At 48.4% G+C, this 23,353-nt stretch carries 20 protein-coding genes; all 20 read left to right on the top strand.

Features of this window, described 5'->3' with window-relative positions; all coding sequences use genetic code 11:
- Nucleotides 1–32 precede the first annotated feature (32 nt).
- The 20 genes from NST38_RS24745 (at nt 33) to cntE (NST38_RS24650) (ending at nt 23,352) form a co-directional block, all read left to right on the top strand.
- Nucleotides 33–1,760, top strand: coding sequence for a glycosyltransferase family 2 protein (locus NST38_RS24745; RefSeq protein ID WP_179087929.1), 1,728 nt, complete (start codon nt 33–35; stop codon nt 1,758–1,760).
- Nucleotides 1,761–2,112: 352 nt separating this feature from the next.
- Nucleotides 2,113–2,391 (top strand): glutaredoxin family protein, encoded by a 279-nt coding sequence (locus NST38_RS24740; RefSeq protein ID WP_036605813.1) that lies wholly within the window; start codon nt 2,113–2,115, stop codon nt 2,389–2,391.
- A 323-nt stretch (nt 2,392–2,714) separates the two neighbouring features.
- Entirely contained in the window at nt 2,715–4,058 is a 1,344-nt protein-coding gene (locus NST38_RS24735; protein WP_076253260.1) for an LLM class flavin-dependent oxidoreductase, read from the top strand.
- Nucleotides 4,059–4,228: 170 nt separating this feature from the next.
- The gene (locus NST38_RS24730; protein WP_076253261.1) at nt 4,229–5,872 is read left to right on the top strand and encodes an ABC transporter substrate-binding protein; all 1,644 of its coding nucleotides are present in this window, start codon (nt 4,229–4,231) and stop codon (nt 5,870–5,872) included.
- Between the two features lie 261 nt (nt 5,873–6,133).
- Entirely contained in the window at nt 6,134–7,066 is a 933-nt protein-coding gene (locus NST38_RS24725) for an ABC transporter permease (protein ID WP_076253262.1), read from the top strand.
- 60 nt (nt 7,067–7,126) lie between these two features.
- On the top strand, nt 7,127–8,044 hold the full coding sequence (locus NST38_RS24720) for an ABC transporter permease (RefSeq protein WP_143781287.1): 918 nt from the start codon (nt 7,127–7,129) through the stop codon (nt 8,042–8,044).
- A gap of 123 nt (nt 8,045–8,167) precedes the next feature.
- The gene (gene ssuE / locus NST38_RS24715; RefSeq protein WP_076253263.1) at nt 8,168–8,716 is read left to right on the top strand and encodes an NADPH-dependent FMN reductase; all 549 of its coding nucleotides are present in this window, start codon (nt 8,168–8,170) and stop codon (nt 8,714–8,716) included.
- Nucleotides 8,717–8,785: 69 nt separating this feature from the next.
- Entirely contained in the window at nt 8,786–9,658 is an 873-nt protein-coding gene (locus tag NST38_RS24710) for a LysR family transcriptional regulator (protein WP_076253264.1), read from the top strand.
- A 54-nt stretch (nt 9,659–9,712) separates the two neighbouring features.
- On the top strand, nt 9,713–10,774 hold the full coding sequence (locus NST38_RS24705) for an LLM class flavin-dependent oxidoreductase (RefSeq protein ID WP_036673426.1): 1,062 nt from the start codon (nt 9,713–9,715) through the stop codon (nt 10,772–10,774).
- 50 nt (nt 10,775–10,824) lie between these two features.
- Nucleotides 10,825–12,051 (top strand): amidohydrolase, encoded by a 1,227-nt coding sequence (locus NST38_RS24700; RefSeq protein ID WP_256720140.1) that lies wholly within the window; start codon nt 10,825–10,827, stop codon nt 12,049–12,051.
- Between the two features lie 295 nt (nt 12,052–12,346).
- Nucleotides 12,347–13,207, top strand: coding sequence for a diaminopimelate epimerase (locus NST38_RS24695; protein WP_076253265.1), 861 nt, complete (start codon nt 12,347–12,349; stop codon nt 13,205–13,207).
- A gap of 43 nt (nt 13,208–13,250) precedes the next feature.
- Nucleotides 13,251–14,045: an SAM-dependent methyltransferase gene (locus NST38_RS24690; protein ID WP_076253266.1), complete on the top strand. Its 795-nt coding sequence runs from the start codon at nt 13,251–13,253 to the stop codon at nt 14,043–14,045.
- Between the two features lie 72 nt (nt 14,046–14,117).
- Complete coding sequence (locus NST38_RS24685) at nt 14,118–15,404, top strand: opine metallophore biosynthesis dehydrogenase (RefSeq protein WP_076253267.1); 1,287 nt, start codon at nt 14,118–14,120, stop codon at nt 15,402–15,404.
- Between the two features lie 239 nt (nt 15,405–15,643).
- Complete coding sequence (gene cntA / locus NST38_RS24680; RefSeq protein ID WP_076253268.1) at nt 15,644–17,281, top strand: staphylopine-dependent metal ABC transporter substrate-binding lipoprotein; 1,638 nt, start codon at nt 15,644–15,646, stop codon at nt 17,279–17,281.
- Between the two features lie 229 nt (nt 17,282–17,510).
- On the top strand, nt 17,511–18,443 hold the full coding sequence (opp1B, locus tag NST38_RS24675) for a nickel/cobalt ABC transporter permease (protein ID WP_076253269.1): 933 nt from the start codon (nt 17,511–17,513) through the stop codon (nt 18,441–18,443).
- Complete coding sequence (cntC, locus tag NST38_RS24670; RefSeq protein ID WP_076253270.1) at nt 18,443–19,339, top strand: staphylopine uptake ABC transporter permease subunit CntC; 897 nt, start codon at nt 18,443–18,445, stop codon at nt 19,337–19,339. The genes opp1B and cntC overlap by 1 nt, the downstream gene beginning before the upstream one ends.
- Nucleotides 19,320–20,129 carry a staphylopine uptake ABC transporter ATP-binding protein CntD gene (cntD, locus tag NST38_RS24665; RefSeq protein ID WP_076253271.1) on the top strand — a complete coding sequence of 270 codons (810 nt, stop codon included), beginning with the start codon at nt 19,320–19,322 and terminating at the stop codon, nt 20,127–20,129. The genes cntC and cntD overlap by 20 nt, the downstream gene beginning before the upstream one ends.
- Entirely contained in the window at nt 20,130–20,882 is a 753-nt protein-coding gene (locus tag NST38_RS24660) for an ABC transporter ATP-binding protein (RefSeq protein WP_076253272.1), read from the top strand.
- A 14-nt stretch (nt 20,883–20,896) separates the two neighbouring features.
- Entirely contained in the window at nt 20,897–22,090 is a 1,194-nt protein-coding gene (cntE, locus tag NST38_RS24655; RefSeq protein WP_076253273.1) for a staphylopine family metallophore export MFS transporter CntE, read from the top strand.
- Nucleotides 22,091–22,131: 41 nt separating this feature from the next.
- A complete protein-coding gene (gene cntE / locus NST38_RS24650) occupies nt 22,132–23,352 on the top strand; it encodes a staphylopine family metallophore export MFS transporter CntE (RefSeq protein WP_076253337.1) in 1,221 nt (406 codons plus the stop codon).
- Nucleotide 23,353: the final 1 nt, after the last annotated feature.

Here is a 23,353-nt window from a genome sequence, read left to right as displayed (position 1 = left end):
CCTCACGGACAAGTGGAAATGGAGGGAGCAACATGAGCACACCCGATCAACAGCGCGGGGAAGAACGTCATAGCCGTAGCAACAAGGTAAAGGCTCGAAACGTCGTCCGTCGAAAGGGGCACAGTCATCACAACATCACTCCAAATATCAGCACTCACAGTGACAACAGCCGCAGTGAAAACAACAGGAATGGCAGCATAAGCAACGAAAAAAAAGCGGCCCGCCGTGTCACACAGCACGATGTCTCGCGATCTGACATGGCAGTCCTGCATGCAGCAGGTCGTCGCTCAATACGGAAATCCAGACGTAAAGGCAAAAGCAGGCGCACACCCAAAGGCGCCAGGCTCTACAAACAGGGGTATACCAGAGGATACAACGAAGGTGTCCGCCAGGGACAGAGCTCGTTTGGTCTTGTTTTTGAAGGAGTTAGCATCATTATCCCCACGTACAATCAGCGGGAGTATGTGCTGCAATGTGTGTCCAGTATCGAGAAACATACCCCTGCCCCTTTCGAAATCATTGTTGTGGATAATGCCTCCAAGGATGGAACTGCCGAGGCCATGCTCCGCAAAGGCGGCATGGTGAGGGTGGCATCCCTGGATAAGAACCGGGGGTTTGCCGGAGGTGTCAATCATGGGCTGATGATGGCGAGAGGACGACATATCATCGTGTTGAACAACGATACGCTCGTTACTCCAGGCTGGCTGGATAACATGATGACTTGTCTTGCCAGTGATCCGAAGATTGGTGTAGTGGGTCCGGTGACCAACTATATTGGCGGGGATCAGCAGATTCAGGTTCCGTACCGTGAGGTAGAAGAGATGTGGCCTTTTGCCGCTACACATAATCGTCCGGATGCAGACAAACATCGAATAACCGATCGCCTGGTCGGATTCTGCTGGCTGTTCTCACGGGAGCTGCTGGAACGGGTAGGTTATCTGGACGAAGGGTACGCGGTGGGCAATTTCGAAGATGATGACTGGATCATTCGGGTGAAGCTGGCAGGATACCAGCTTGCGGTAGCCGGGGATGCTTTTATCCACCACTTCGGAAGTGTCAGTATGAAAGCCTTGGGTGAGCAAGACTTTGCTGTAGTGAATAAGGATAACGAGCAGTTTTATAGCCAAAAGTGGGGAGATCCCCATGCGCTGGTTGCCGAAACCTCCCGCTTGGCTAGACAACAAACCTCTGGTACCCCATCCGGTCAACAAGAGGAGGGTGACACAAACCCAATGGATCCGCGTCAGCGAATCTCAACGCAGGGCAGCCAAGATCCAGCATTACAGTTCAGACACAGTTATGACTTCTACCCGGAAGGTTCGTTCCTGTCCGATGCCAAAGGAGATGTCTATACTTTAACTGGCGGCCGGCGGCGTAAGTTGAACATCCCTGTACCGCGTGGAATATCTCCTGTTCAGGTTGCCAAACCGGACCTGCTCGCCATTCCTGCCGGAGAAGCACTGATATCAGCGGGGGACGTGCAAGGATGGCCGAGGGAATCACAACAGGTGCATACGACAGCGGTTCATGGTTCTCACAATGGCTGGGCAGAAGGAAGTATTGTTGCTGCAGTGGATGCACCCGAGATTCGATATCAGATCAGCGGAGACAAGCGGAGACGATTTGTATCGGTCTATGCGGCAGAACGTTGGGGTGTACATTCTGGGCATATTATCAGCGTGTCTGCGGACCAACTTAATTCGATGGAAGAAGGCTGGCCCATTATCGCCCCACCTCAGCTCTTGAACCCCGATCTGTAATGTCAGGCGATCTGTTTATGCGAATCAGCAGCATGATGCGGAATGGAAAATGTAGCGGTACCCTGTGTAATCGCTCTGATTCATTCCGCATCCGAATATTACATATGAGTTGGTAGCTAGACTACTGAAGCAGTGCGATTCATTCCTGTAAAATAAGCCATCTTTCAAATTTATAATTTAATCTTTCTATTTGGTTATAGGTTTATTCTATTAGCAGATCCATTGACGCAGGAAGGGCACAGGAGTACATTTAGAGCCATAATTCTTATTTAACAGATGGGAATTGAGGGTCTAGGTCGTTCATAGTTAATCACCCAGACCTTGATCTTAAAACTAATCAGGAGGTATGTCGATGTCATCATCAACCAAAAAAGTCGTGCTGTGGAGCAAAACAGGCTGTCATTTCTGCGGGGAAGTGAAAGCATTTCTGACAGAGCGAAACCAGCCTTTTGAGAACATTGAAGTGCAGGGCAATGACGTGCTGCGTGATGTGCTTGAAGCAAAATATGGCATTCGGCATGTACCCGTTATTGAAGTGGGAGGGGACGGCAAGTTTGAAGCCTTGCTGGAACCTGATCTGGAGAAGCTGGCTGAACTTCTGGCACGAGCGGACGAAGCGGCAGCAGTCTAACGGGAGTTGATATATACCTTTGGAGCAAGCCGTTCCGGTTGCTGCATGATGCAAGATCGCATTTGTACAGCAGCCGGAACGTTCAATAAGTTATAGCTCTCTTGGGATGTAAATGGTCTTATTTACATCTTCAATGTTCATATAGAAAAAATCTATTAGTCACGCTGTTGACCCTTTAACGGGGCAGTGATAAGATTTGTGAAATTAAAACAAACCAAACTCATAGGAATAGTTAACTTTTAAGTTATTTCGCATACGTAATCAGTTCAGTTGGCCCTTGATCATTCTTTTGAAGATTCTAATCCAAGGAAGGCGGAGTGCATATGACAGCGAAACGCAGTTTGAAATTTGGAGCCATTATTCATGGGGTTGGAGGAAGCAACACCACATGGAGACACCCGGAGGTTCTGTCGGATGCCAGCGTTAACTTTGGATTCTACAAACGTCAGGCACTGAAAGCGGAGGAAGGCAAGTTCGATCTGGTCTTTATCGCAGACGGTCTGTATATTACCGAGAAATCGATTCCGCATTTCCTCAATCGCTTCGAACCAATCAGTATCCTCTCCGCTTTGGCTGCCGTTACTTCACATATTGGACTGGTAGGCACCCTCTCGACATCCTATAGTGATCCGTTCACCGTAGCCAGACAGTTCGGTTCCCTCGATCAGATCAGTGATGGCCGTGCAGGCTGGAACGTCGTGACTTCTCCGCTGGAAGGTACAGCGAAGAACTATAGCAAGAGCAGTCACCCTTCGCATCCGGAACGTTATCGCATTGCCGCGGAATATTTACAGGTAACCAAAGGGTTGTGGGACTCTTGGGAAGATGATGCCTTTGTGAGAGACAAAGAGAGCGGTGTCTTCTTTGATCCATCCAAGCTGCACACGCTTAATCATGAAGGAGAGTTTTTCTCCGTACAAGGTCCGCTCAATATTGCCCGTTCACGGCAAGGACAGCCGGTGATTTTCCAGGCAGGTTCATCGGAAGATGGCAAAACGCTGGCGGCGCAAGAAGCGGATGCTGTCTTTACCGGACACGATACGATTGAAGATGCACAGGCATTTTATAAGGATGTGAAAACACGGGCGGCTTCCTATGGACGTTCTTCACAGGATATTGTTATTCTGCCAGGCATCAATCCTATTGTTGGACGGACGGAAGAGGAAGCTGAACAGAAATATCAGGAGATCGCAAGTCTGGTTACCATTGATAAAGCGCTGGATTATCTGGGACGTTTCTTCGAACACCATGATTTCTCCCAATATCCGCTGGATGAACCGTTCCCGGAGCTGAATGGCATTGGAAGCAATAGTTTCCGCAGTGGAACCGACAAGATCAAGAAGGATGCCAAAGAGCAGGGATTGACCTTGCGTGAAGTGGCTCTGCGGGCAGCAACACCGCGTAGCAAATTCCTGGGCACACCGGAGCAGGTTGCTGACAAGATTCAGGAATGGTTCGAGACGGAAGTAGCGGATGGTTTCATTATTGCTTCGGAGCTGCCAAGTGGATTGTCTGATTTTGTGGAACTGGTTGTTCCGATTCTGCAAGAACGCGGTCTGTATCGTACGGACTATGAACACGATACATTGCGAGGTAACCTTGGGGTACAGATTCCGGTTAACCGTTATACGGCTGCGAAGAAGCAAGTTGTATCTGATTTGGCATAACGGATAGGGAGCGAACGAGCATCTGATTTAGTCTGTTGTGTTCTCCAAACGGTAATAAAGTAATTACTAGGTTTCGTACTATCTTAAAACCGACTTAACTCATAGGATATAAAGAGTATTGGTATAAACATCAATTTAATGACACCTGTATACACAGAGGGGGAAGCGATATGAACAGGTCTATCTCATGGATGAAATATATGGCATTGGCAGCAGTATTGGTGATTGTATTATCCGGTTGCGGAGCGACGGGAGGCAGCACGAACAGTACGGCACAGGCATCAGGCGGGGGGCAGGCCGGGCAAGCCGAAGGAGGCAACCTGACTTTTGCACTCGCCACTTCACCGGATACGCTTGACCCTCATCGTAGTGGGCTTGCTGTAACGGTACGCGCCATCCGGACGATCTACGACAATCTGGTCGTGCAGCTGCCTGATGGTTCCATCAAACCTTGGCTTGCCACGGAATGGAGCGTATCCAAAGACGGCAAGAGTTATACATTCAAGCTGCGTGAAGGCGTGAAGTTCCATGATGGTACACCGTTTAATGCGGAAGCCGTGAAATACAATCTGGACCGGGTGATCGACCCGGCCACCAAAGCTGCCAATTCTCTGGCCCTGATTAGACCGTATAGCTCCTCCGAAGTCATTGATGAATATACCATCAAGGTAAATCTGGAATCACCATCGCAAGCCTTTCTCGGTAACTTGAGCCAGGCACTTCTGGGGATCGTATCCCCAACAGCTGCTCAAAAATATGGTGACCAGCTAGGTAAAAATCCGGTGGGCACAGGTCCGTATACCTTTGTGAAATGGGATGAAAATGCGGATATCGTCGTTGCCAAAAACAAGGATTACAACTGGGGACCTGAGACGGTTGAAAATAAAGCTGCACCACATGTGGATACGATCACATTCAAGATTGTACCGGAAGAAGCGACGCGTATCGGAAGTGTTCAGAGTAGTCAGGTACTCGCTGCCGAGACGGTTCCCCCGCAAAATATTGCTGCTTTGAAAAACGATCCGAACCAGCAATTGTTACAGGCCAACACAGTTGGGTTGCCGTACACACTCTTTTTCAATCTGCGCAAAGCGCCTTGGGACGATGTGAAAGTAAGGCAGGCAGTACAATCCGCCGTAGATGTAGATTCGATTGTCAAAACATTGTATCTGGGCAACTACGAACGAGCATGGTCTGCACTGTCTCCTGGAATCCTGGGTTATGATGCATCGCTGGAAGGTAGCATTAACCCGGACATCAACAAAGCCAATCAGCTGCTCGATGAACAAGGCTGGGTGAAAGGCGCTGACGGTATTCGTGCAAAAGACGGCCAGAAACTGACCCTGCGTTATGTCGATGGTTCGCCCAATCGGGAGAAACGCAATGACATTGCCGCCATTATCCAGCAACAGTTGAAACAGGTTGGCATTGCTGTTGAAGTCGAGATTACAAAAGATATCGCAACAGTCATCTATCAGAACTGGGATTATGATCTCTATGGAAACAGTCAGGTCAATTCTGACCCAAATGCCTTGTACGCTTTCTACCATACGAGTGCAGAGGGCGAGCGCCCGACATTGTCCGGTTTGTCTGATCCAAAGATCGATGAACTGTTAGAGCAGGGAGCGGTCGAGACGGATCCTGATAAACGTGTTCAGATCTACAATCAAATCCAGCAATACCTGATTGAGCAAGCGGTAATTCTGCCGATCTATGTATTCCCGTATACCGTCGCTGCATCCAAAAAGGTCGAAGGCATCAAGTTTGATTCATTGGGTTATCCACTCTTTAACGACGTCCGCATTCAGCCCTAACAGAGGTTGTTCAAAAAGTCCACTTTTGATTACGAGTCATGCCTAATGGCATGATCAGCATCGAATATGAAATTCAGCCGAAATAAGCGGGGGGCTTACGAAGGATGTTTCCTTCGGAAACATTTCAGTTGCTCACGTAGTTTCCTACGCTCCGCTACTCCATTTCTAGCTTCATTCCATCTTCTCGGTACTGAAAACTGGTCTTTTTGAACACGCACTATAGGAACGGCCAATCCAGATTGAGGAAGGAGATATCCCGGTATGGTTCAAACGATACTGTCACGACTTGCAACATCGCTTCTGGTTATTTTCGGAGCTTCGGTGCTGGTGTACTGCATCATGTATCTTCTGCCGGGTGATCCGGTTCTGCTCATGCTGGACCCATCCTCGGCTACCCCGGAGATGATCGAGAATCTGCGGGTTCAGCTTGGACTGGATCAACCGTTTTACATCCAGTTTGCGAACTATTTCGGTGATATGCTGCGTGGGGATTTCGGTAAATCAATGATCAATTCCGATCCAGTTCTGCCAAAAATACTGGAACATTTTCCAGCCACACTGGCTTTGACCGCACTCAGCTCAATCATTGCCATCACGATTGGGATTACACTTGGTGTATTGTCTGCAATTCATCGCAATGGCGTGATTGATTTTGTCGCCCGGCTCGTTGGACTGTTTGGCATCTCGATGCCAACCTTCTGGACGGGGATTCTGCTCATCCTGTTATTTTCAGTACAGCTTGGCTGGTTCCCGGCGATGGGTTCCGACGGATTCAGCTCACTGGTTCTTCCGGCAGCTACGCTGGGTCTCGTGGGTGCAGGGTTTATCGTACGGATGGTGCGGAACAGCATGCTGGAAGTCATCAATGAACCGTTTATCGTGGCATTACGGGCCAAAGGACTTTCGGAGCGTGCAATCATGTATAGCCATGCACTGCGTAATGCGCTTATTCCTGCTGTAACGGTAATCGGCATGCTGATCGGTGATCTGCTTGCGGGAACCGTTGTGGTGGAGACCGTCTTCTCCAGACAGGGGATCGGCCGAATTATTGCGGATGCGCTAATGGCCAAGGATCTGCCAGTGGTGCAAGGCGTTGTTTTCTTTACATCCATTATCTATGTGGTCTTGAACCTGCTGGTGGATATCTCGTATTCGTACATTGATCCCCGGGTTCGGCGTGCAGTCCGAACATGATATCGGATAGAACAGTCAGAAGTGTCCTGACACGGAGTATGAAAGGAGGAGTTGTTGCTCATGAGCATGAAACCTTTGGCTGGTGACAAAAAAGCATGGGCCGGCAGTGTAGGACGTATCCATCTGTGGAATCGCCGCCCTTGGCGTTATCGCGTCTCATTCGCGGTATCCCGATTATTCTTTTATGCAGCATTGCTGGTGGTGGTGTTTACCGTGGCATGTGCGATTGTACCGGGCTGGATTGCGCCCTATGATCCAACTCAGATGATGACGGATGCCATACTGCAGGCTCCTTCTGCTACGCATCTGTTCGGGACGGACTATTTTGGCAGGGATATCTTCAGTGTGGTTGTGCATGGAAGCAGGGATTCGCTGCTCATTGGATTTGCTTCCGTTCTAGTGGGCGGTATTGTCGGTAGTGCGCTTGGTATTATCTCCGGTTATGCCGGAGGAATTGTTGATACTGTCACGATGCGGGCTGTCGATATTCTGATGGCTGTACCCGGCGTGCTCCTTGCATTGTCTGTTGCAGCTGCTCTTGGGCCAGGACTGATGAACATTGCACTGGCTGTTGCGGTTTCCTCCATTCCGGGCTACGCACGGGTGATGCGTGGGCAGGTCATATCAGTCAAAGGTCTCCCTTTCATTACAGCAACACGTTCACTGGGCGGTTCCAATACCCGTATTTTTTGGAAACATGTACTGCCACATTCGTTGTCCCCCTTGCTGGTCATGGCTACGCTGGGCGTAGGGACATCAATCCTGACGGGCTCCGGACTCAGTTTTCTGGGACTTGGGGTGTTGAAGGAAATTCCGGATTGGGGCGCATTGCTCTCGCAAGGTAGAGGTTATCTGACGGTTGCCTGGTGGATATGTACGTTCCCGGGTCTGGCGATCACGTTGTTTGTACTGGCGGTTAATCTGATTGGAGACGATATTCGCGATCGGCTGGACCCTAAAGTAAAAGGAGCGGCTTGACCGCTATTCCAAAATATAAGAATTTATAAGTTTCACCCTTTCCATTTTTATATTTCACTGCGAAACGGTAGCTGTGCCACCAGAGGACGGCGACAGCCGTTTACGCTTGAGGAGGAGAAATTCATGTCACATGTTGTCATTATTGCAGGATCACCTTCCAAACGTTCGCGTTTGACAGGTCTGACGGATTACAGCAGCCAGAAATTAACGGAGGCAGGCATCACCGTTGAAGTCATTCATGTTGTGGATCTGCCTGCTGAGGATCTGGTGCAAGCCCGGTTTGACAGCTCATTCATTCGTGATGCACTTGCTGTCGTGGAAGCGGCGGATGCAGTTATTGTGGCTACACCGGTATACAAGGCATCGTACTCGGGAGTACTCAAGCTGTTCCTGGATCTGATTCCGCAAGAAGGGTTACGGGGCAAGTTGACACTTCCGCTCGTTATTGGTGGCTCTATAGCTCATCTGCTCGCCATTGATTATGCATTGAAACCTGTTCTGGCAGCCCTTGGTGGAAGACATATCTTGGGTGGCGTGTATGCAGTGGATCAGGGAATTGAACGACTGGATGATGGGAAATTTGTACTCTCGGCGGATGTTACTACACGTTTGGATCGCTCGCTGGATGAATTGTTATTGACACTGGAAAAGGATGGGATTACGATATCATAAAACCAAGTAAGTGTATTGGATAAATCAATATAAGATCAAACGTCTGCGGACGTGGATACGGAGGCGCTCATGAATATCGAGAATATTGAAGCATTTGTATATATCAATCATTATGGAAGCTTCAATAAGGCTGCCGAAGTACTCTTCTTGTCCCAACCTTCGGTCACAGCTCGCATTCAGTCACTGGAAAGGGAGCTGGGCTGCAAGTTGTTTGATCGGCTTGGCAAACAAATTGTGCTGACAGAGGAAGGCCGTAAATTCCTGCCATATGCGCAGCAAGTGCTGCAAGTGATTCAGAAGGGCAAGCAGAAGATTCAGCAACGGCGATCAACACCGGATGCTCTTCGACTTGGTAGTACAGTATCGGTATCCAACTATGTCATTCCCGATTTTTTACCCAAGATCAAGGAAGCTTACCCCGAAATTAATATCAAATTGACGACCGCAACGACGGATCAGCTGATTGCCAAACTGCTTGGTCAGGAGATCGATCTTGCTTTTGTGCGCAAGGTCATGCATCCTGCGATCCGTACGGTTGCTTTTTATGAAGATCCGATTCAGCTCTATGTGTACAAAGGGCATCCATTCATTGAGAGCGGGCATGTCAGCATGGAAGCTATCCGGAATGAGCAACTGGTCTTTTTTGAATGTGGTTCACTGGACTGGCTTCGCATTCACCGGGCTTTCGACTCGCTGGAACATCCGCCGAATATTACATACCATGTCGATAATTCGGAGACGGCGAAGAAACTGGTTATGCAAGGGGCAGGCATTGCCTTTCTCCCGGGACTCACGGTGAAGAAGGAAGTGCAAAATCAGGAGCTGTTCCCCATTCAGGTACATGAGGTAGCAGGTGTATCGTTGCAGATCAGCGTCGTTACTTTAAAAGAAGAATATTCGCCATTGGCAGAGCCCTTCGGGGAACTGCTGCGGAAGTTATAGATTGTTTGTAAGATTCAAGAACAGAGGTTCAGCACAATCAAGGAGGAGAAGGATATGAGTATTCGTGTTGGCATTTTGGATCAGACTCCCATCTATGAAGGGGAAACGGCGGTGGATGCTTTTCGGCATACGATTGAGCTGGCACAGCGGGCAGAGCAGCTGGGATTCCATCGGTTCTGGGTGTCGGAGCACCATGATTCAGGGCATGTTGCAGGTTCCTCCCCGGAAGTACTCATCTCCCACTTGCTTGCGCATACAAAGCGGATTCGGCTGGGGTCTGGCGGAGTAATGCTCCAGCATTATAGTCCATACAAAGTCGCCGAGAATTTCAATATCCTCGCCGCGCTCGGACCAGGAAGAGTTGACCTGGGAATCGGTCGTGCACCAGGCGGGTTACCACGTTCGACACAGGCGTTGCAGGAAGGTATTCAGGAAGCCGCATCTCTTCAAGAGAAAATTGTTCAGGTGAAACGATACATCCACAATGAGCCGCTTGAAGATCAGTCGCATCCACTTGCAGGTCTCAGCGCTTCGCCAGTGTCGGACATTCCAGCGGAGCTGTACGTACTTGGAGCAAGTGTCGATAGTGCGGGCATGGCTGCGGAACTGGGACTCCCATATGTCTTTTCACTGTTCATTAACAGTAATATAGAGGTAGCGCTTCAAGCGATCCGTGTATATCGTGAACAATTTGATCGTTCCCAGGGACGAGAGCCCTACGCTGCACTGGCCATATCGTTAATTGTGGCCGAGAGTGAGGAGGAAGCGGAAGGACTTGCGAGCGAGCATATGCTGGTGAAGATCCATCTGGAGAGTGGGAAAGTACTCACTGTCGGTTCTGTGGAACAGGCGGAAGAATTCGGCCGTCAATCAAACGAAACCTATCGGATCGAGATTTTGGAGCCAAGTGTGACCCGGGGTACGAAGGAAAGCGTAGGTCAGGCACTGCTGAAGTTCCAGCAGGAGTTTGCTGTGGAAGAGTTCATTGTGACTACAGCTACACGGGACTTTACCAAGCGAATTCGTTCATTCGAATTGTTGCGTGAGATTCTGGCAGAGCAGGGACTCAGTGAATTTGCACTGGAATCCAAGGAACAGGAAGCTGCAATCGGATAGAGTTAGGCAGTTAATATAGCAGTGAATATATACGAATGGGAGGCCATGTGATGAAAAGTGATCTGGAACAGCCCAAGCAGCATTCTGACCAACAAGTACAGGGCCCCGAGCATGAACTTCACGGTGAACGGGCGGAAGCATTCGCGGAACGTTTAATCACCATTCGGCGACACCTGCATCGTAACCCGGAATTGTCCGGCGAGGAAAGGGAGACGACAGCTGCTATTCGCAGCTGGCTTGAAGAGGAAGGCGTCCGTATTGCAGACGAATATGTGCTGCGGACAGGGCTCGTCGCTGAAGTAGGCCAAGGGGACGGACCTGTGGTCGCCCTAAGAGCAGATATTGATGCGCTGCCCATTCAGGAAGAGACAAAGCTTGATTTTGCCTCCCAGGTAGATGGGAAGATGCACGCTTGCGGACATGACGCACACACGGCGATTCTGATCGGTGCTGCACGATTACTGAAACAGCGCGAGTCCACGCTCCCTGGGAAAGTACGCTTGTTGTTCCAGCCGTCGGAGGAAAAAGCAACGGGTGCACGACAAGTGATCCAGAGCGGCGCATTGTCCGATGTTCGGGCCGTATTTGGGTTGCATAACAAGCCTGATCTCCAGGTGGGGACGGTGGGTATTCGGGAAGGTGCATTGATGGCAGCAGCAGACGGTTTTGTTGTCAAAGTGGAAGGTGTAGGCACACACGCAGCCGTGCCGGAAGCAGGCATTGATCCAATTGTGGTTGCTGCCCACATTGTTACGGCATTACAGGCCATTGTGAGTCGCAATGTGGGAGCACAGGAGAGCGCTGTAATCAGCGTCACCAAGCTACATAGCGGCACAGCCTGGAACGTTATTCCCGATGAAGCGATACTTGATGGCACAGTGCGTACCTTTGATGAGAAAGTGCGTGCGCGGATTCGCGAGCGTTTCAATCAGGTGGTAGCCGGTGTTGCGGCGGCCTATGGCACACGGGCTACGGTTCGCTGGATTCAGGGACCACCTGCTGTGGTCAACGATGAGTCTCTGGCATCTGCGGCGGAGCAAGTTGCAAGCCAGATTGGACTGAACAGCATCAGACCGCTGCCTTCTCCGGCAGGAGAGGACTTCTCTTTTTATCAAAAAGAAGTTCCGGGCCTGTTCCTCTTCCTGGGCACCTCTGGCCCGAATGAGTGGCATCACCCTGGCTTTGATGTGGATGAACGGGCATTGCCGCTAGGAGCACATCTTCTGGCTGCACTGGCTGAACAGGCACTGCACAATGTGCAAGCACATCAGGAGTGATAGGTACAGTAAATCCCTGGATCATATCCAGATCGAAACGGTTCCGTTCTGTGGCAACCGTTTTTCGTATTTGTTGAATCTTATCAGATGGTGTAATTATGGCTAGGGCTGGCGCAGAAGCGTCAGCTCTGTTTGGGTTTTCTTACAGGAAGGGAAGCTAAAGGTATTATGAAATTTTATTTTTGAAATGGAAATATTTGTTGACGCTCCCCAAAAAGATGTGCTATATTTTTCTCGACCTTTTAATCGTAATAATTACTATTAGATAAAAAGAAGAACAGGAGTAGTCGCTGCGATGAAACAGGAGATCGATTTTATCAAGTTCAGTCCCACCCAAAACATGACGATTCTGGTTAAAACGGATCATGTAGCCGAGCAATACAATCATATTGCGACGCGTCTAATGTCGTATGATAACGTTTACGCTGAACAAGTGGGATTCATTGAGCCAACGAGGAGACCGGAAGCTGTGGCACGTCTGGAAATGGCCGGAGGCGAGTTCTGTGGCAATGCCTGTATGGCACTTGCAGCACACCACGCATCCGAAGCAGGACTGGCACATCAGGAATCGATGGACATCGCGCTGGAGGTTTCCGGAACCGATCAATTGATCATGTGCCATGTGAAGAAGCAGCAGAACGAATACGATTGCCAGGTAACCATGCCGGTTCCCAAACAGATCGAGCAGCGAACAATCCGGTACGAAGGCATCGAGCTGGATATGGTAATCATCCGTTACACTGAGTTCATCCATATCGTGATTGAAGTCGATGACTTCGACGATACGATGAAGAAGAGGGCACAGACCCTTGCAAGGTTACTGGGATTAACAATGGGAGATAAGCTGATCGGTATCTTGTTATATCAATCGCACTCGGAAGAAATGGCCCCACTCATCTATGTTCCTGAGCTGGATAGTCTGATCTGGGAGAGAGGGTGTGGTTCGGGTACGGCCTCCGTCGGAGCCTATCTCGCGTGGAGCCAACAGCGGCAGATTACGCAGTACATCAAGCAGCCTGGTGGTGCGATCAAAGTGGCGGCCCAGTGGAATGGCGCAGAACTTGGGAGTATTACGATTGAGGGATCGGTTGGCATTGTGGCACAGGGCAAAGCCTTCATAGATGCTCCAGCAGAATGGAGCGCTGTAAACGCATGAGGTACATGATACATGATCGAGACAACGTATAGGGGGAAAAGAAATGATCACATTGGTCCATTTTCAGACATGTTTGAGTGAATTTGCAGAGAAATTCGATAAGCTCGCGAGCAAGTATGATCATACGATTCAGCATAGTTCGGAGCTGGAGGCTGTGATCAATGACTACTCCCGCTTTGTGACCGATCAGGAGAATAAGGCTGCCTGGGAACAGTTGCAGCATTCAGAGCTGGAAGAACTTGATTCGCTTATATGGCAGTTAAGAAATAAATCCGCCCAGTGTGTGGCGATCATGGAGAAATATCGTGCATTGAAGTTAGAGAACGGGGATGTGCAGATTGCCGATTATTTCAAAAACATCGAAGAGTGTATCGATAAAGAATTCGGTAGTTTCCATGTTACCTCCGATTCGAAAGTGTTGTTGGTAGGCTCCGGTTCCTTCCCCATGACACCATTACTCATCGCCAAGCGAACAGGTGCACAGGTCGTCGGAATCGATGTTGATGAAGAATCCATTACACTCGGGCAGAAGGTGGTGGAGACGCTGGGCGCGGGCTTGAAGATTCGTTTGCAGTCAACCTTGCTGGAAAATCTGGAGTATACCAAGGAAGCAACCCATATCATTTTCAGCTCTACCGTGGCCCCTAAATATGATCTGCTCGATCAACTACATGCTCTGACGAATGCACAGGTGGTTGTAGCCATGAGATATGGTGACCAGTTGAAGTCCTTGTTTAATTATCCAATGAAAGAGACGGACAGCAGCAAGTGGAAGCTGGTGGACCAGATCCTGCGCCCGGATGATGTGTTTGATATTGCGTTGTATCAAAAAGCATAGCCATGCAAGTGCATCCAAGTGCGTCCAAATCCAAATGGATTACAGATTGAACATTGAATTAAGGAGGCTTATATGAGCAATCTTCAGCGAATCCTGATACTCGGAACCGGACCTGCATCCATTCAGCTTGCGGTAACGCTCAAAGATCATCTCAATTGCTGTATAGGCATTGCGGGGAGACCATCGGTTCGTTCAGCGTCCGTATTCGCAGCCCTCGAACAGAGCAATGGGCGCATTCAGGTCAGCATTCAAAATGAGATACATCAATCGCTCGCAGGTGAGTGTTATGGTGATCATGTGTTCAAGGGATATGACACCATTGATGGTAAATGGGATACACTCATTTTGGCGGTTACCACCGATGCGTATATCGATGTACTGGAACAAATGAATGATGAATTCATCAAACAACTGAAGTGTATCATTTTGATTTCTCCAACGTTTGGGTCGAATCGACTCGTGACCCATTATATGAGAGAGCGGAATGCAGCGCCGGAAGTGATCAGTTTCTCTACCTACCTTGGAGATACCCGTTGGATGCACGAACATCCGTCAAATCATGTGATTACTACAGGGGTTAAGAAAAAGGTTTATATCGGTTCCACTCGTTCCCCGTCTGAACAGGTCAGTAAGCTATGCCAAGTGTATGAGCGTTTGGGTATTGCGCTGGAAGTGATGCGATCCCCACTGGAGGCGGAAACGAGAAATATCTCGTTGTACGTGCATCCACCCTTGTTCATGAATGACTTCTCATTAGAAGCCATTTTTGGAGCATCGAATATTCAGAAATACATATACAAGATGTATCCTGAAGGTCCGATTACACAAGTTTTGATACGGGAAATGCGGGCACAGTGGCAGGAGATTAAGAATATTACGGACCGACTCCATATCCAGGGAGTGAACCTGCTTCAATTCATGACGGATGACAACTATCCGGTCCGATTAGAGAGTATATCACGCCAGGATATCGAGAATTTTAATCAGCTGCAGGTCATTCATCAAGAGTATTTATTATACATACGGTACACCTCATTATTGATTGATCCATTCTCGGAACCCAATTCGGAAGGGAAATATTTTGACTTTTCAGCAGTCCCATTCCGTCAAACGTTCATGAACCACGAAGGGGAACTGGACATCCCCCGTATGCCCAAGGAAGATTACTACCGCATCAAAATCATTCAGGGCATTGCCAGACATCTGGATGTAAGCTGCCCAACCATTGATCAATTTATCGCTAAATATGAGGCGAAGATTCAGGAAGTGGCTGAGGCACACCCGGATCAGCACTTGTCCGACGCCTTTGTGATCCAATCCTTTGACGAGGATATCCGCATGATCTGCACCGGACTTTGAGTAATAGGGTTAATTACATCTCAAATTAATCAAGTTGAACCTGATGTTTACATCATAACGGAGAGTGCAGAACCAATCTGAAGAAGCGAAGCGGTCGCCTTTATCCCCGGATTTTCTCTTTGGAAAAGAGAATCAAAAAAATCTGGGGATAACAGCGATCGGAAGATGGTACTGCAATCGGAGTGGTCCGATGTAACCTACAAGGTCTGCTTGTAACTTAATCATCAGGAGGAAATGTTGTGAAAAAGCGTCTTACTTTTACATCTATACTATTGCTGGTGTCTGCCATTGCGCTGCTCGCCGGATGCGGACAGAGCCCAAAAGAGACAGAGAGCGCCCAAACGGAGCCTGCCAATAGCCAAGTACAAACGGAACTTATCTATGCTTCTGCCAAAGATATTAATGATATGAACCCTCATCTGTACACAGGCTCCATGCCTGCACAAGGGATGGTATATGAGTCTCTGGTGGAAAACACGCCTGACGGAATCAAGCCATTGTTGGCTGAATCATGGGATATTTCCGAGGATGGCAAGACCTATACTTTTCATCTGCGACAAGATGTGAAATTCCATGATGGAGAGCCATTCAACGCAGAGGCGGTTAAACAAAATATCGATGCAGTACAGGCGAATGCCGAAAAACATGTCTGGATCAAGCTGTCTACCAAAATCATAAGTGTAAAAGTTATCGATGAGTATACGGTGGAGTTGGTGCTGTCGGAAGCCTATTATCCGGCACTGGTGGAATTGTCCATGACAAGACCTTACGTCTTCATATCACCCAAGGATTTCAAGGATGGGGGAACCAAAGACGGAGTAAGTGGTTTCCACGGCACAGGACCTTACAAGCTTACTGCTCATAAAGTTGAAGAGAATGCCACGTTTGAAGCCAATGAAGACTATTGGGGTGGTGCACCTGCAATCAAGAAAATCACATCCAAGGTTCTTCCGGCTGGAGAAACAACATTCCTGGCATTGCAAAAAGGAGAAATCAACTTTGTGTTCACCGATGACCGGGGAGCAGATAGTATCGATGTCGAAGCCATGGACCAATTGGCTGAATCCGGTGATTATCAAGTGATCCGAAGTGATGCAATGAATACCAATATGATCGTAGCCAATAGCAGTCGCGAGAATAGTCCAGTTCAGGAAACGGCAGTGCGGGAAGCGCTTTGGTATGCCATCGACCGGGAAACGATCAGTAACGATATTTTTAACGGTACGCAGACTGTTGCGGACACGCTATTTTCAGCCAATGTCAATTACGCCAAGGTGGACCTGAAGAAACGGGAGTATGATCCGGAAATGGCTAAAAAACTTCTGGATCAAGCAGGCTGGACATTGGCAGACGGTAAAGGGGTGAGAACGAAGAACGGTCAGCCTCTAGCCATGAAATTATACTATGACAGCAACTCGTCTTCACAGAAAATACAGGCCGAATTGATCCAGTATTCCATGAAAGAATTGGGTGTTCAGCTTGAGATTGTGGGCGAAGAGTCCACTTCCATCGCAAATCGGAGAGCCACCGGGGAATATGATCTGCTCTTTAATCAAACCTGGGGACTGGCCTATGATCCACAGAGTACCATTGCTGCATTTACATCCGATTCGGCATACAAGCATACGACAAGCGGAATTGCCAAAGCAGATGAATTGTACAAAAAAATCGATGCGGTCATGGTTTCCACGGATGAGGCTTCACGCCAATCCCTGTATGCCGACATTATGAAGATCGTCCATGATGAAGCGGTCTTCATCCCGATTACCAACGGGCGTGTCACCATAGTCGCTCCTGAGAATCTCGATGGAATCTCATTCAAGCAGACCCAATATGAACTGCCATTTGAAAAAATGAATTTTAAATATATAAATTGAACTAAACATTTACACAAAACGGAGAGGACAGAAAGAACCTGAAGAAGCGGAGCGTTCGCCTACAAGCTTTCTGCAAGAAAGCTACATCGGAAGCATACGCTATCCCCGGATTTTCCCTATATAAAAGGAATCAAAAAAATCTGGGGATAACAGCGATCGGAAGGTTGTTCTGTCATCGGAGTGTAGTGTAAATATTGTTTAGTTCAATTTAAATAGAGCGGAGATGGATATGGGAAGTTATATCGTCAAAAGGATTCTGTTAACCATCCCTTTACTGATTATCATTTCATTTATAACGTTTGTTCTGATTAATCTATCTCCCTTGGACCCGGCGGTTGTTGTGTTACAGGCACAGGAAGTTCCGCAGATCACGGATGAACTGATCGCCCAAACGAATAAAGCGCTGGGATTTGATCAGCCGTTCATGATCCAGTATGCGAACTGGATCATGGCTGTTGTACAGTTGGACTTTGGCAACTCTTATGTATCTGGTGAACCTGTGTGGTCATTAATGGGGCCGGCTTTTATGAACACATTGAAGTTAACGCTTGTCTCATCGGTATTTATTATTGCGCTGTCCATTCTGCTGGGTGTGATCTGTGCCATGAGAGAAGGCAAGTTGCTGGATCGATCGGTCAGAGGCGTATCATTTTTCCTTACAGCCATGCCGTCCTACTGGCTTGCAGCCATGATGATCTGGTATTTTTCCGTCAAGCTGGACCTGTTACCTACCAGTGGCATGGACTCGTATCGAAGCTATATTCTACCGGTGATTGTGATCACGGTGAGTTATACAGGCATTTATTTCCGAACGGTTCGAAGTTCCATGCTGAGCAATATGAATGAGGACTATGTGTTATATGCACGGGCAAGCGGTCTGAGTGAGAAGAAAGTAACCCTGCATATTCTGAGAAATTCATTACAGGTGGCCGTGTCCATCTTTTGCATGGCGATCCCAATTGTGTTGGGCAGTACGGTAGTCATTGAAAATGTATTTGCCTGGCCGGGGCTCGGGAGGCTCAGCGTGAAATCCATTTTAAGCAGGGATTTTCCGATTATTCAGGCGTATGTTCTGATGTTGGCTGTCACCTTTGTCTTGTTTAACACGTTATCCGACATCATTAATGCGGCGATGAATCCCCGGTTGAGAAAGGAATACTGATGCGAATATTGAAAAATCTGCGCAAAGACAAGCTTGCGATGACCTCTTTGGTAGTGATTATGTTCACGCTTATGGCGGGCATATTGGCTCCGCTTATTGCGCCGCATGATCCTGGACAAGTGAACATGAAGCTTCGATATGCCTCCTCGTCCTGGGAGTATCTATTAGGCAATGATCATCTGGGCAGATGTGTATTATCCCGGCTTATCTATGGCATCCGTCCAAGTGTGTTATGGGTTCTGGTTGCGCTCAGTCTATCTGTTCTGATCGGGGCTATTGTTGGATTCATCGCAGGTTACTTTAAGGGGAAAGTGGATGCATGGATCATGAGAGTCTGTGATATCATGCTGTCTTTTCCCGGATACGTGATGACACTGGCGGTGGTTGGCATTTTGGGTGCAGGACTGGAGAATATACTGATTGCCTTTGTGTGGATGAAATGGGCCTGGTTTGCCCGTGTTATTCGCACATCTGTGATGCAATTCTCTGATATGGATTATGTAAAATTCGCCAAAGCCTCCGGCACACCCAATCTGAGAATTATAACCAAACATATTGTTCCGGTTACCTTTGCCGATATTGCCGTCATTGCGAGTGGTTCCATGTGTTCAATGATGTTGCAGATCTCCGGCCTTTCCTTTCTGGGGCTTGGCATTCAGGCTCCGCATGCGGAGTGGGGGATGATGCTCAATGAGGCGAGGGAAGTCATGTTCTCCAGACCAGAATTAATGTTGGCACCGGGCCTGGCCATTGTGGTGGTCGTGTCTGCTTTTAATTTTCTATCGGATGCCCTTCAAGTGGCTCTGGACCCCAAATTGATGACCTCTCAAGGTAAGTCTGACAAGTCTTACGAAAGTGAGGTGAGAAAGGCCACTTATGAATATAGTCGAGGTTGAACATTTGAAAGTATGGGATACCAATACAGGTAAAGTGATCATTCATAACAGTTCATTCGAAGTTAAGCAGGGAAGCTGTATGGCCATCGTGGGGGAAAGTGGTAGCGGGAAGTCCGTTACGTGCAGGGCTATCATGCGACTGAACAAGCCATGGATTCGCCAATCGGGCAGGATGTTATTTCAGGGCGAAGACCTGAACCAGCTTTCGGAACCGGAGATGCGGCGTAAGCGGGGCAAGCATCTATGTATGATTTTGCAGAATGGCATGAGTGCATTTGATCCTTCCTGTGTCATTGGTGTTCATATTCGGGAGACGCTTCAGCAGCATTTTGGCTGGAATACCCGCGAGAGTGAACGGAAAATCATCAATGCCATGGAAAGCGTCATGCTCAGACATCCGCGCGAGATTCTGAATCAATATCCACATCAGCTGTCCGGTGGAATGCTGCAACGAATCATGATTGCACTGGCATTAGTGCTTGAGCCTGATCTGATTATTGCGGATGAGCCGACAACGGCGCTGGATACGATCTCTCAATATGAAGTGGTGGAGCAATTGATTCATTTACGCGAACGCATGGGCTGTTCCATGATGTTCATCTCCCATGACCTCGGCGTCGTTCAGAAGATTGCAGATGACGTGATGGTCATGAAAGACGGAAACATCGTAGAGCGTGGCAACATGCATTCTGTTTTGACGGAACCGGAGCATGCCTACACGCAGTATCTGGTCTCTACCCGATTGGAGTTGAGCAATCATTTTAAGGCGTTGATGCAGGGGGACTTATAGATGCTAAAGGTGGAAAGTATCGAAAAATCATATAACCAAGGCGGACTGTTCTCCAAGCACAGACAACAGGTATTGAAACAGGTTACCTTTGAATGCCAACAGGGTGAATGTCTGGGTATCATCGGTGAAAGCGGAAGCGGTAAATCGACGTTGGGCCGTCTGATTCTGGGCATTGAACGCCCAGATCTTGGAACGATCTTGCTGGATGGTCAGGACGTACAGAATCGGCGTGTACGGATGGGAAACCTCAGCGCTGTTTTTCAAAACTATACATCCTCCATCAATCCATTTCTTACCGTGGAAACTGCCATTATGGAACCGATGCAAGCGCAGCAAAAGCTGCGAAAGCATCAGGGAAACTCAGAGAAGGTAGATCTGTTGCTGAACCAAGTTGGACTGGGCCCTTCCTATAGATCCAAATATCCGCATGAACTATCCGGCGGGGAGGCTCAGAGAGTGTGCATTGCCAGGGCCATCTCGACAGCCCCAAAACTTATTGTGTTCGATGAAGCGATCAGTTCACTGGACGTGTCTGTTCAGATCCAGGTGTTGCAATTACTGAAAGAGTTGAAAGAAATCTATAAGCTGAGCTATGTCTTTATCACACATGATATACAGGCGGCAGCCTATATCTGTGACAGGGTAATCATTTTCAGAGAGGGACAGGTTGTAGAGATCGTTCCGACCAAGCAACTCAAGGACGTACAGTCCGACTATGCGAAGCGATTATTGAAGCATTTAATTACATTTTAGGGGGAACACCCATTGTGAGTGGAGCGATGTCTTGGCCTTTTCTGCGCTTGTACATACTGGTTCTTCTATATTTCAGTGCCAATGCCATTCTTAACGTGATCATCCCATTACAAGGGGAGTCTTTGGGTGCGAGCGGTACAACGATTGGACTGATCATGGGCGCTTATATGTTCACAACGATGTTTTTCAGACCCTGGGCAGGTCGGATTATTCAAAAGCACGGTCCGATTAAGATATTGCGTCTAATTCTGATTATCAATGGATTTGCGCTGATTTTATATACCTTTACGGGACTCGGAGGTTATTTGGTTGCTCGTATTTTGCAGGGGGTATCGACAGCGTTCTTTTCTATGGCTTTGCAGATTGGCATTATTGATGCACTTCCGGAGAAAGATCGGTCACAGGGAATTTCGTATTATTCGTTGTTTAGTTATATACCGGGGATTGTGGGGCCTGTTATCGCGCTAGGAATCTGGCAGACGGGTGGTATGGATTATTTTACAGTGGTTCTGATCGGTATTGCCGTCTGTACGGGCGTCTTCGGATATACCGCCAAAATGGAACCAAACAAGGAGCAACCTGCTGAGAATCTTTCGGAGCAGAACGTGAGCATGTGGGAATCCTTTGGTCAGTTGGTGAAGAATCCACATTTATTTCGTTGCAGTGTGTTAATGCTCGCCGCTTCGGTTGTATTTGGCGCGATTACCACCTTTATTCCGCTGTATGCAAGTCAAGTACCAGACGGGAATGCGGGTGTATATCTGATGCTTCAGGCAGGAACAGTGGTGTTGGCTCGAATTATGCTCCGAAAAAGGATTCCGTCCGATGGTAGTTGGCATTCTCCTTTCATCGTGGGTACGATGTGTCTGCTCGCCGTAGCTGCGCAATGTGTCAGTTTTGCCGTGACAGGCGGGGTGGTCTTTTTCTATGCGGGCGCTGTATTCATGGGAATCGGTCAGGCGATCCTGTATCCGACACTCACGACCTATTTATCTTTTGTCTTGCCTAAGCTGAATCGGAACGTTCTGATCGGGTTATTTATTGCAATGGCGGATCTGGGTATTTCTCTGGGTGGGGTGATTATGGGACCCGTCGCTGACTTCTCTTCCTATTCATTTATGTACATGATCTGTGCTATTCTAGGAGCGGTAATGATCGTTTTTGCCTATGAACGGCGTAGACCCGGGACAGGTACATCTGTGAGTTGATTGCCAGAAGAGAAAGTGGTGACGAACGTTTGAAGTCTTCGATGAATGCAACATCCAATGGGAAATTAAATCCGGTATCCTTTTCGTTTATCCGGTTTTATATGCTGGCCTTTTTATTTTTTGCGGCAAATTCAGCTTTGACGATTATTCTGCCCCTGAGAAGTGAGGCTGCGGGATTAAATCAGGCTGAGATTGGTCTGATGATGGGAGCATATATGTTCACTTGTATGCTCTTGAGACCTTTTGCAGCACAGCTGCTGGGTAAGCATGGGCCGCTTCGTGTGATGCAATGGTTATTGATTTTGCATGCCGGAACGCTGCTGCTGTTTGTTGTTTTTGGTGTGGAGACGTATCTGTGGTTGCGGGCCCTGCAAGGGGTGGCTACGGCTTTTTTCTCCATGACGATGCAGGCAGGCATTGTGGAAAAGCTGGAGGACAAGGACCGGGCACAAGGGCTGTCCATGTACACCCTGTTTACGATGGTTCCTTCACTGGTCATTCCGATCCTTGCCATACAAATCTGGGAAAATGCCAGTGATCTGGCGTTTACGCTGCTGATGATCGGACTGGCGGCTTTGCCACTTCTGATTGGATATAATGTGGATCTGCCGCGGAGTACCGTGCAGAACAAATCGTACACCTTGGGCGATATGTTTCGTTCATTCGGCGGCATCTGGCGCAGTACGCCACTGCTGATTAGCAGTGTGGTGATGTTGTTTGCGTCCTGCGTCTTTGGGGCGACAGCGACCTTTCTTCCCCTGTATATGGTATCCACTGGACTGGCGAGTGCAGGGGTATTTCTGACGATACAGGGATTGGTTGTGATCTTGTGCAGGTTTATTTTGCGAAAAAAAATTCCGTCCGATGGTAGCTGGAATACCTGGCTGATGGCAGGGTTAATGCTGTGTGCAGCACTGGGAACCCAGTTACTCAGCTTAATGGAGATCATCGGGCCATTGGTGTATCTCTCCGCGGTGTTTAGCGGTTTTGCCCTGGCACTGTTGTACCCGACGTTAACCACATATCTGTCCTTTGTGCTGCCTGCGGATTCCAGATATGTACTCATAGGGATTTTCATGTCCTCGTATGACCTCGGATTCTCTCTGGGTGGACTGGCGATGGGGCTCATTGTGCAAGTGAGTTCGTATTCGACCATGTTTATGATCTGCACGTTGCTCTCTATTGCAGCGATGGTACTGGTGTTGGTGTTCAGGCAACGGATGGAAGCGGGCAATAAGGCCAGATCTGGAGTGACTATATAAA

It is taken from the genome of Paenibacillus sp. FSL H8-0104, assembly GCF_038050215.1.
In the GTDB taxonomy this organism is placed as follows: Bacteria; Bacillota; Bacilli; order Paenibacillales; family Paenibacillaceae; genus Paenibacillus; species Paenibacillus amylolyticus.
Note: the sequence above shows the minus strand (reverse complement) of the source record. Positions and strands in the feature narration are given on the sequence as shown.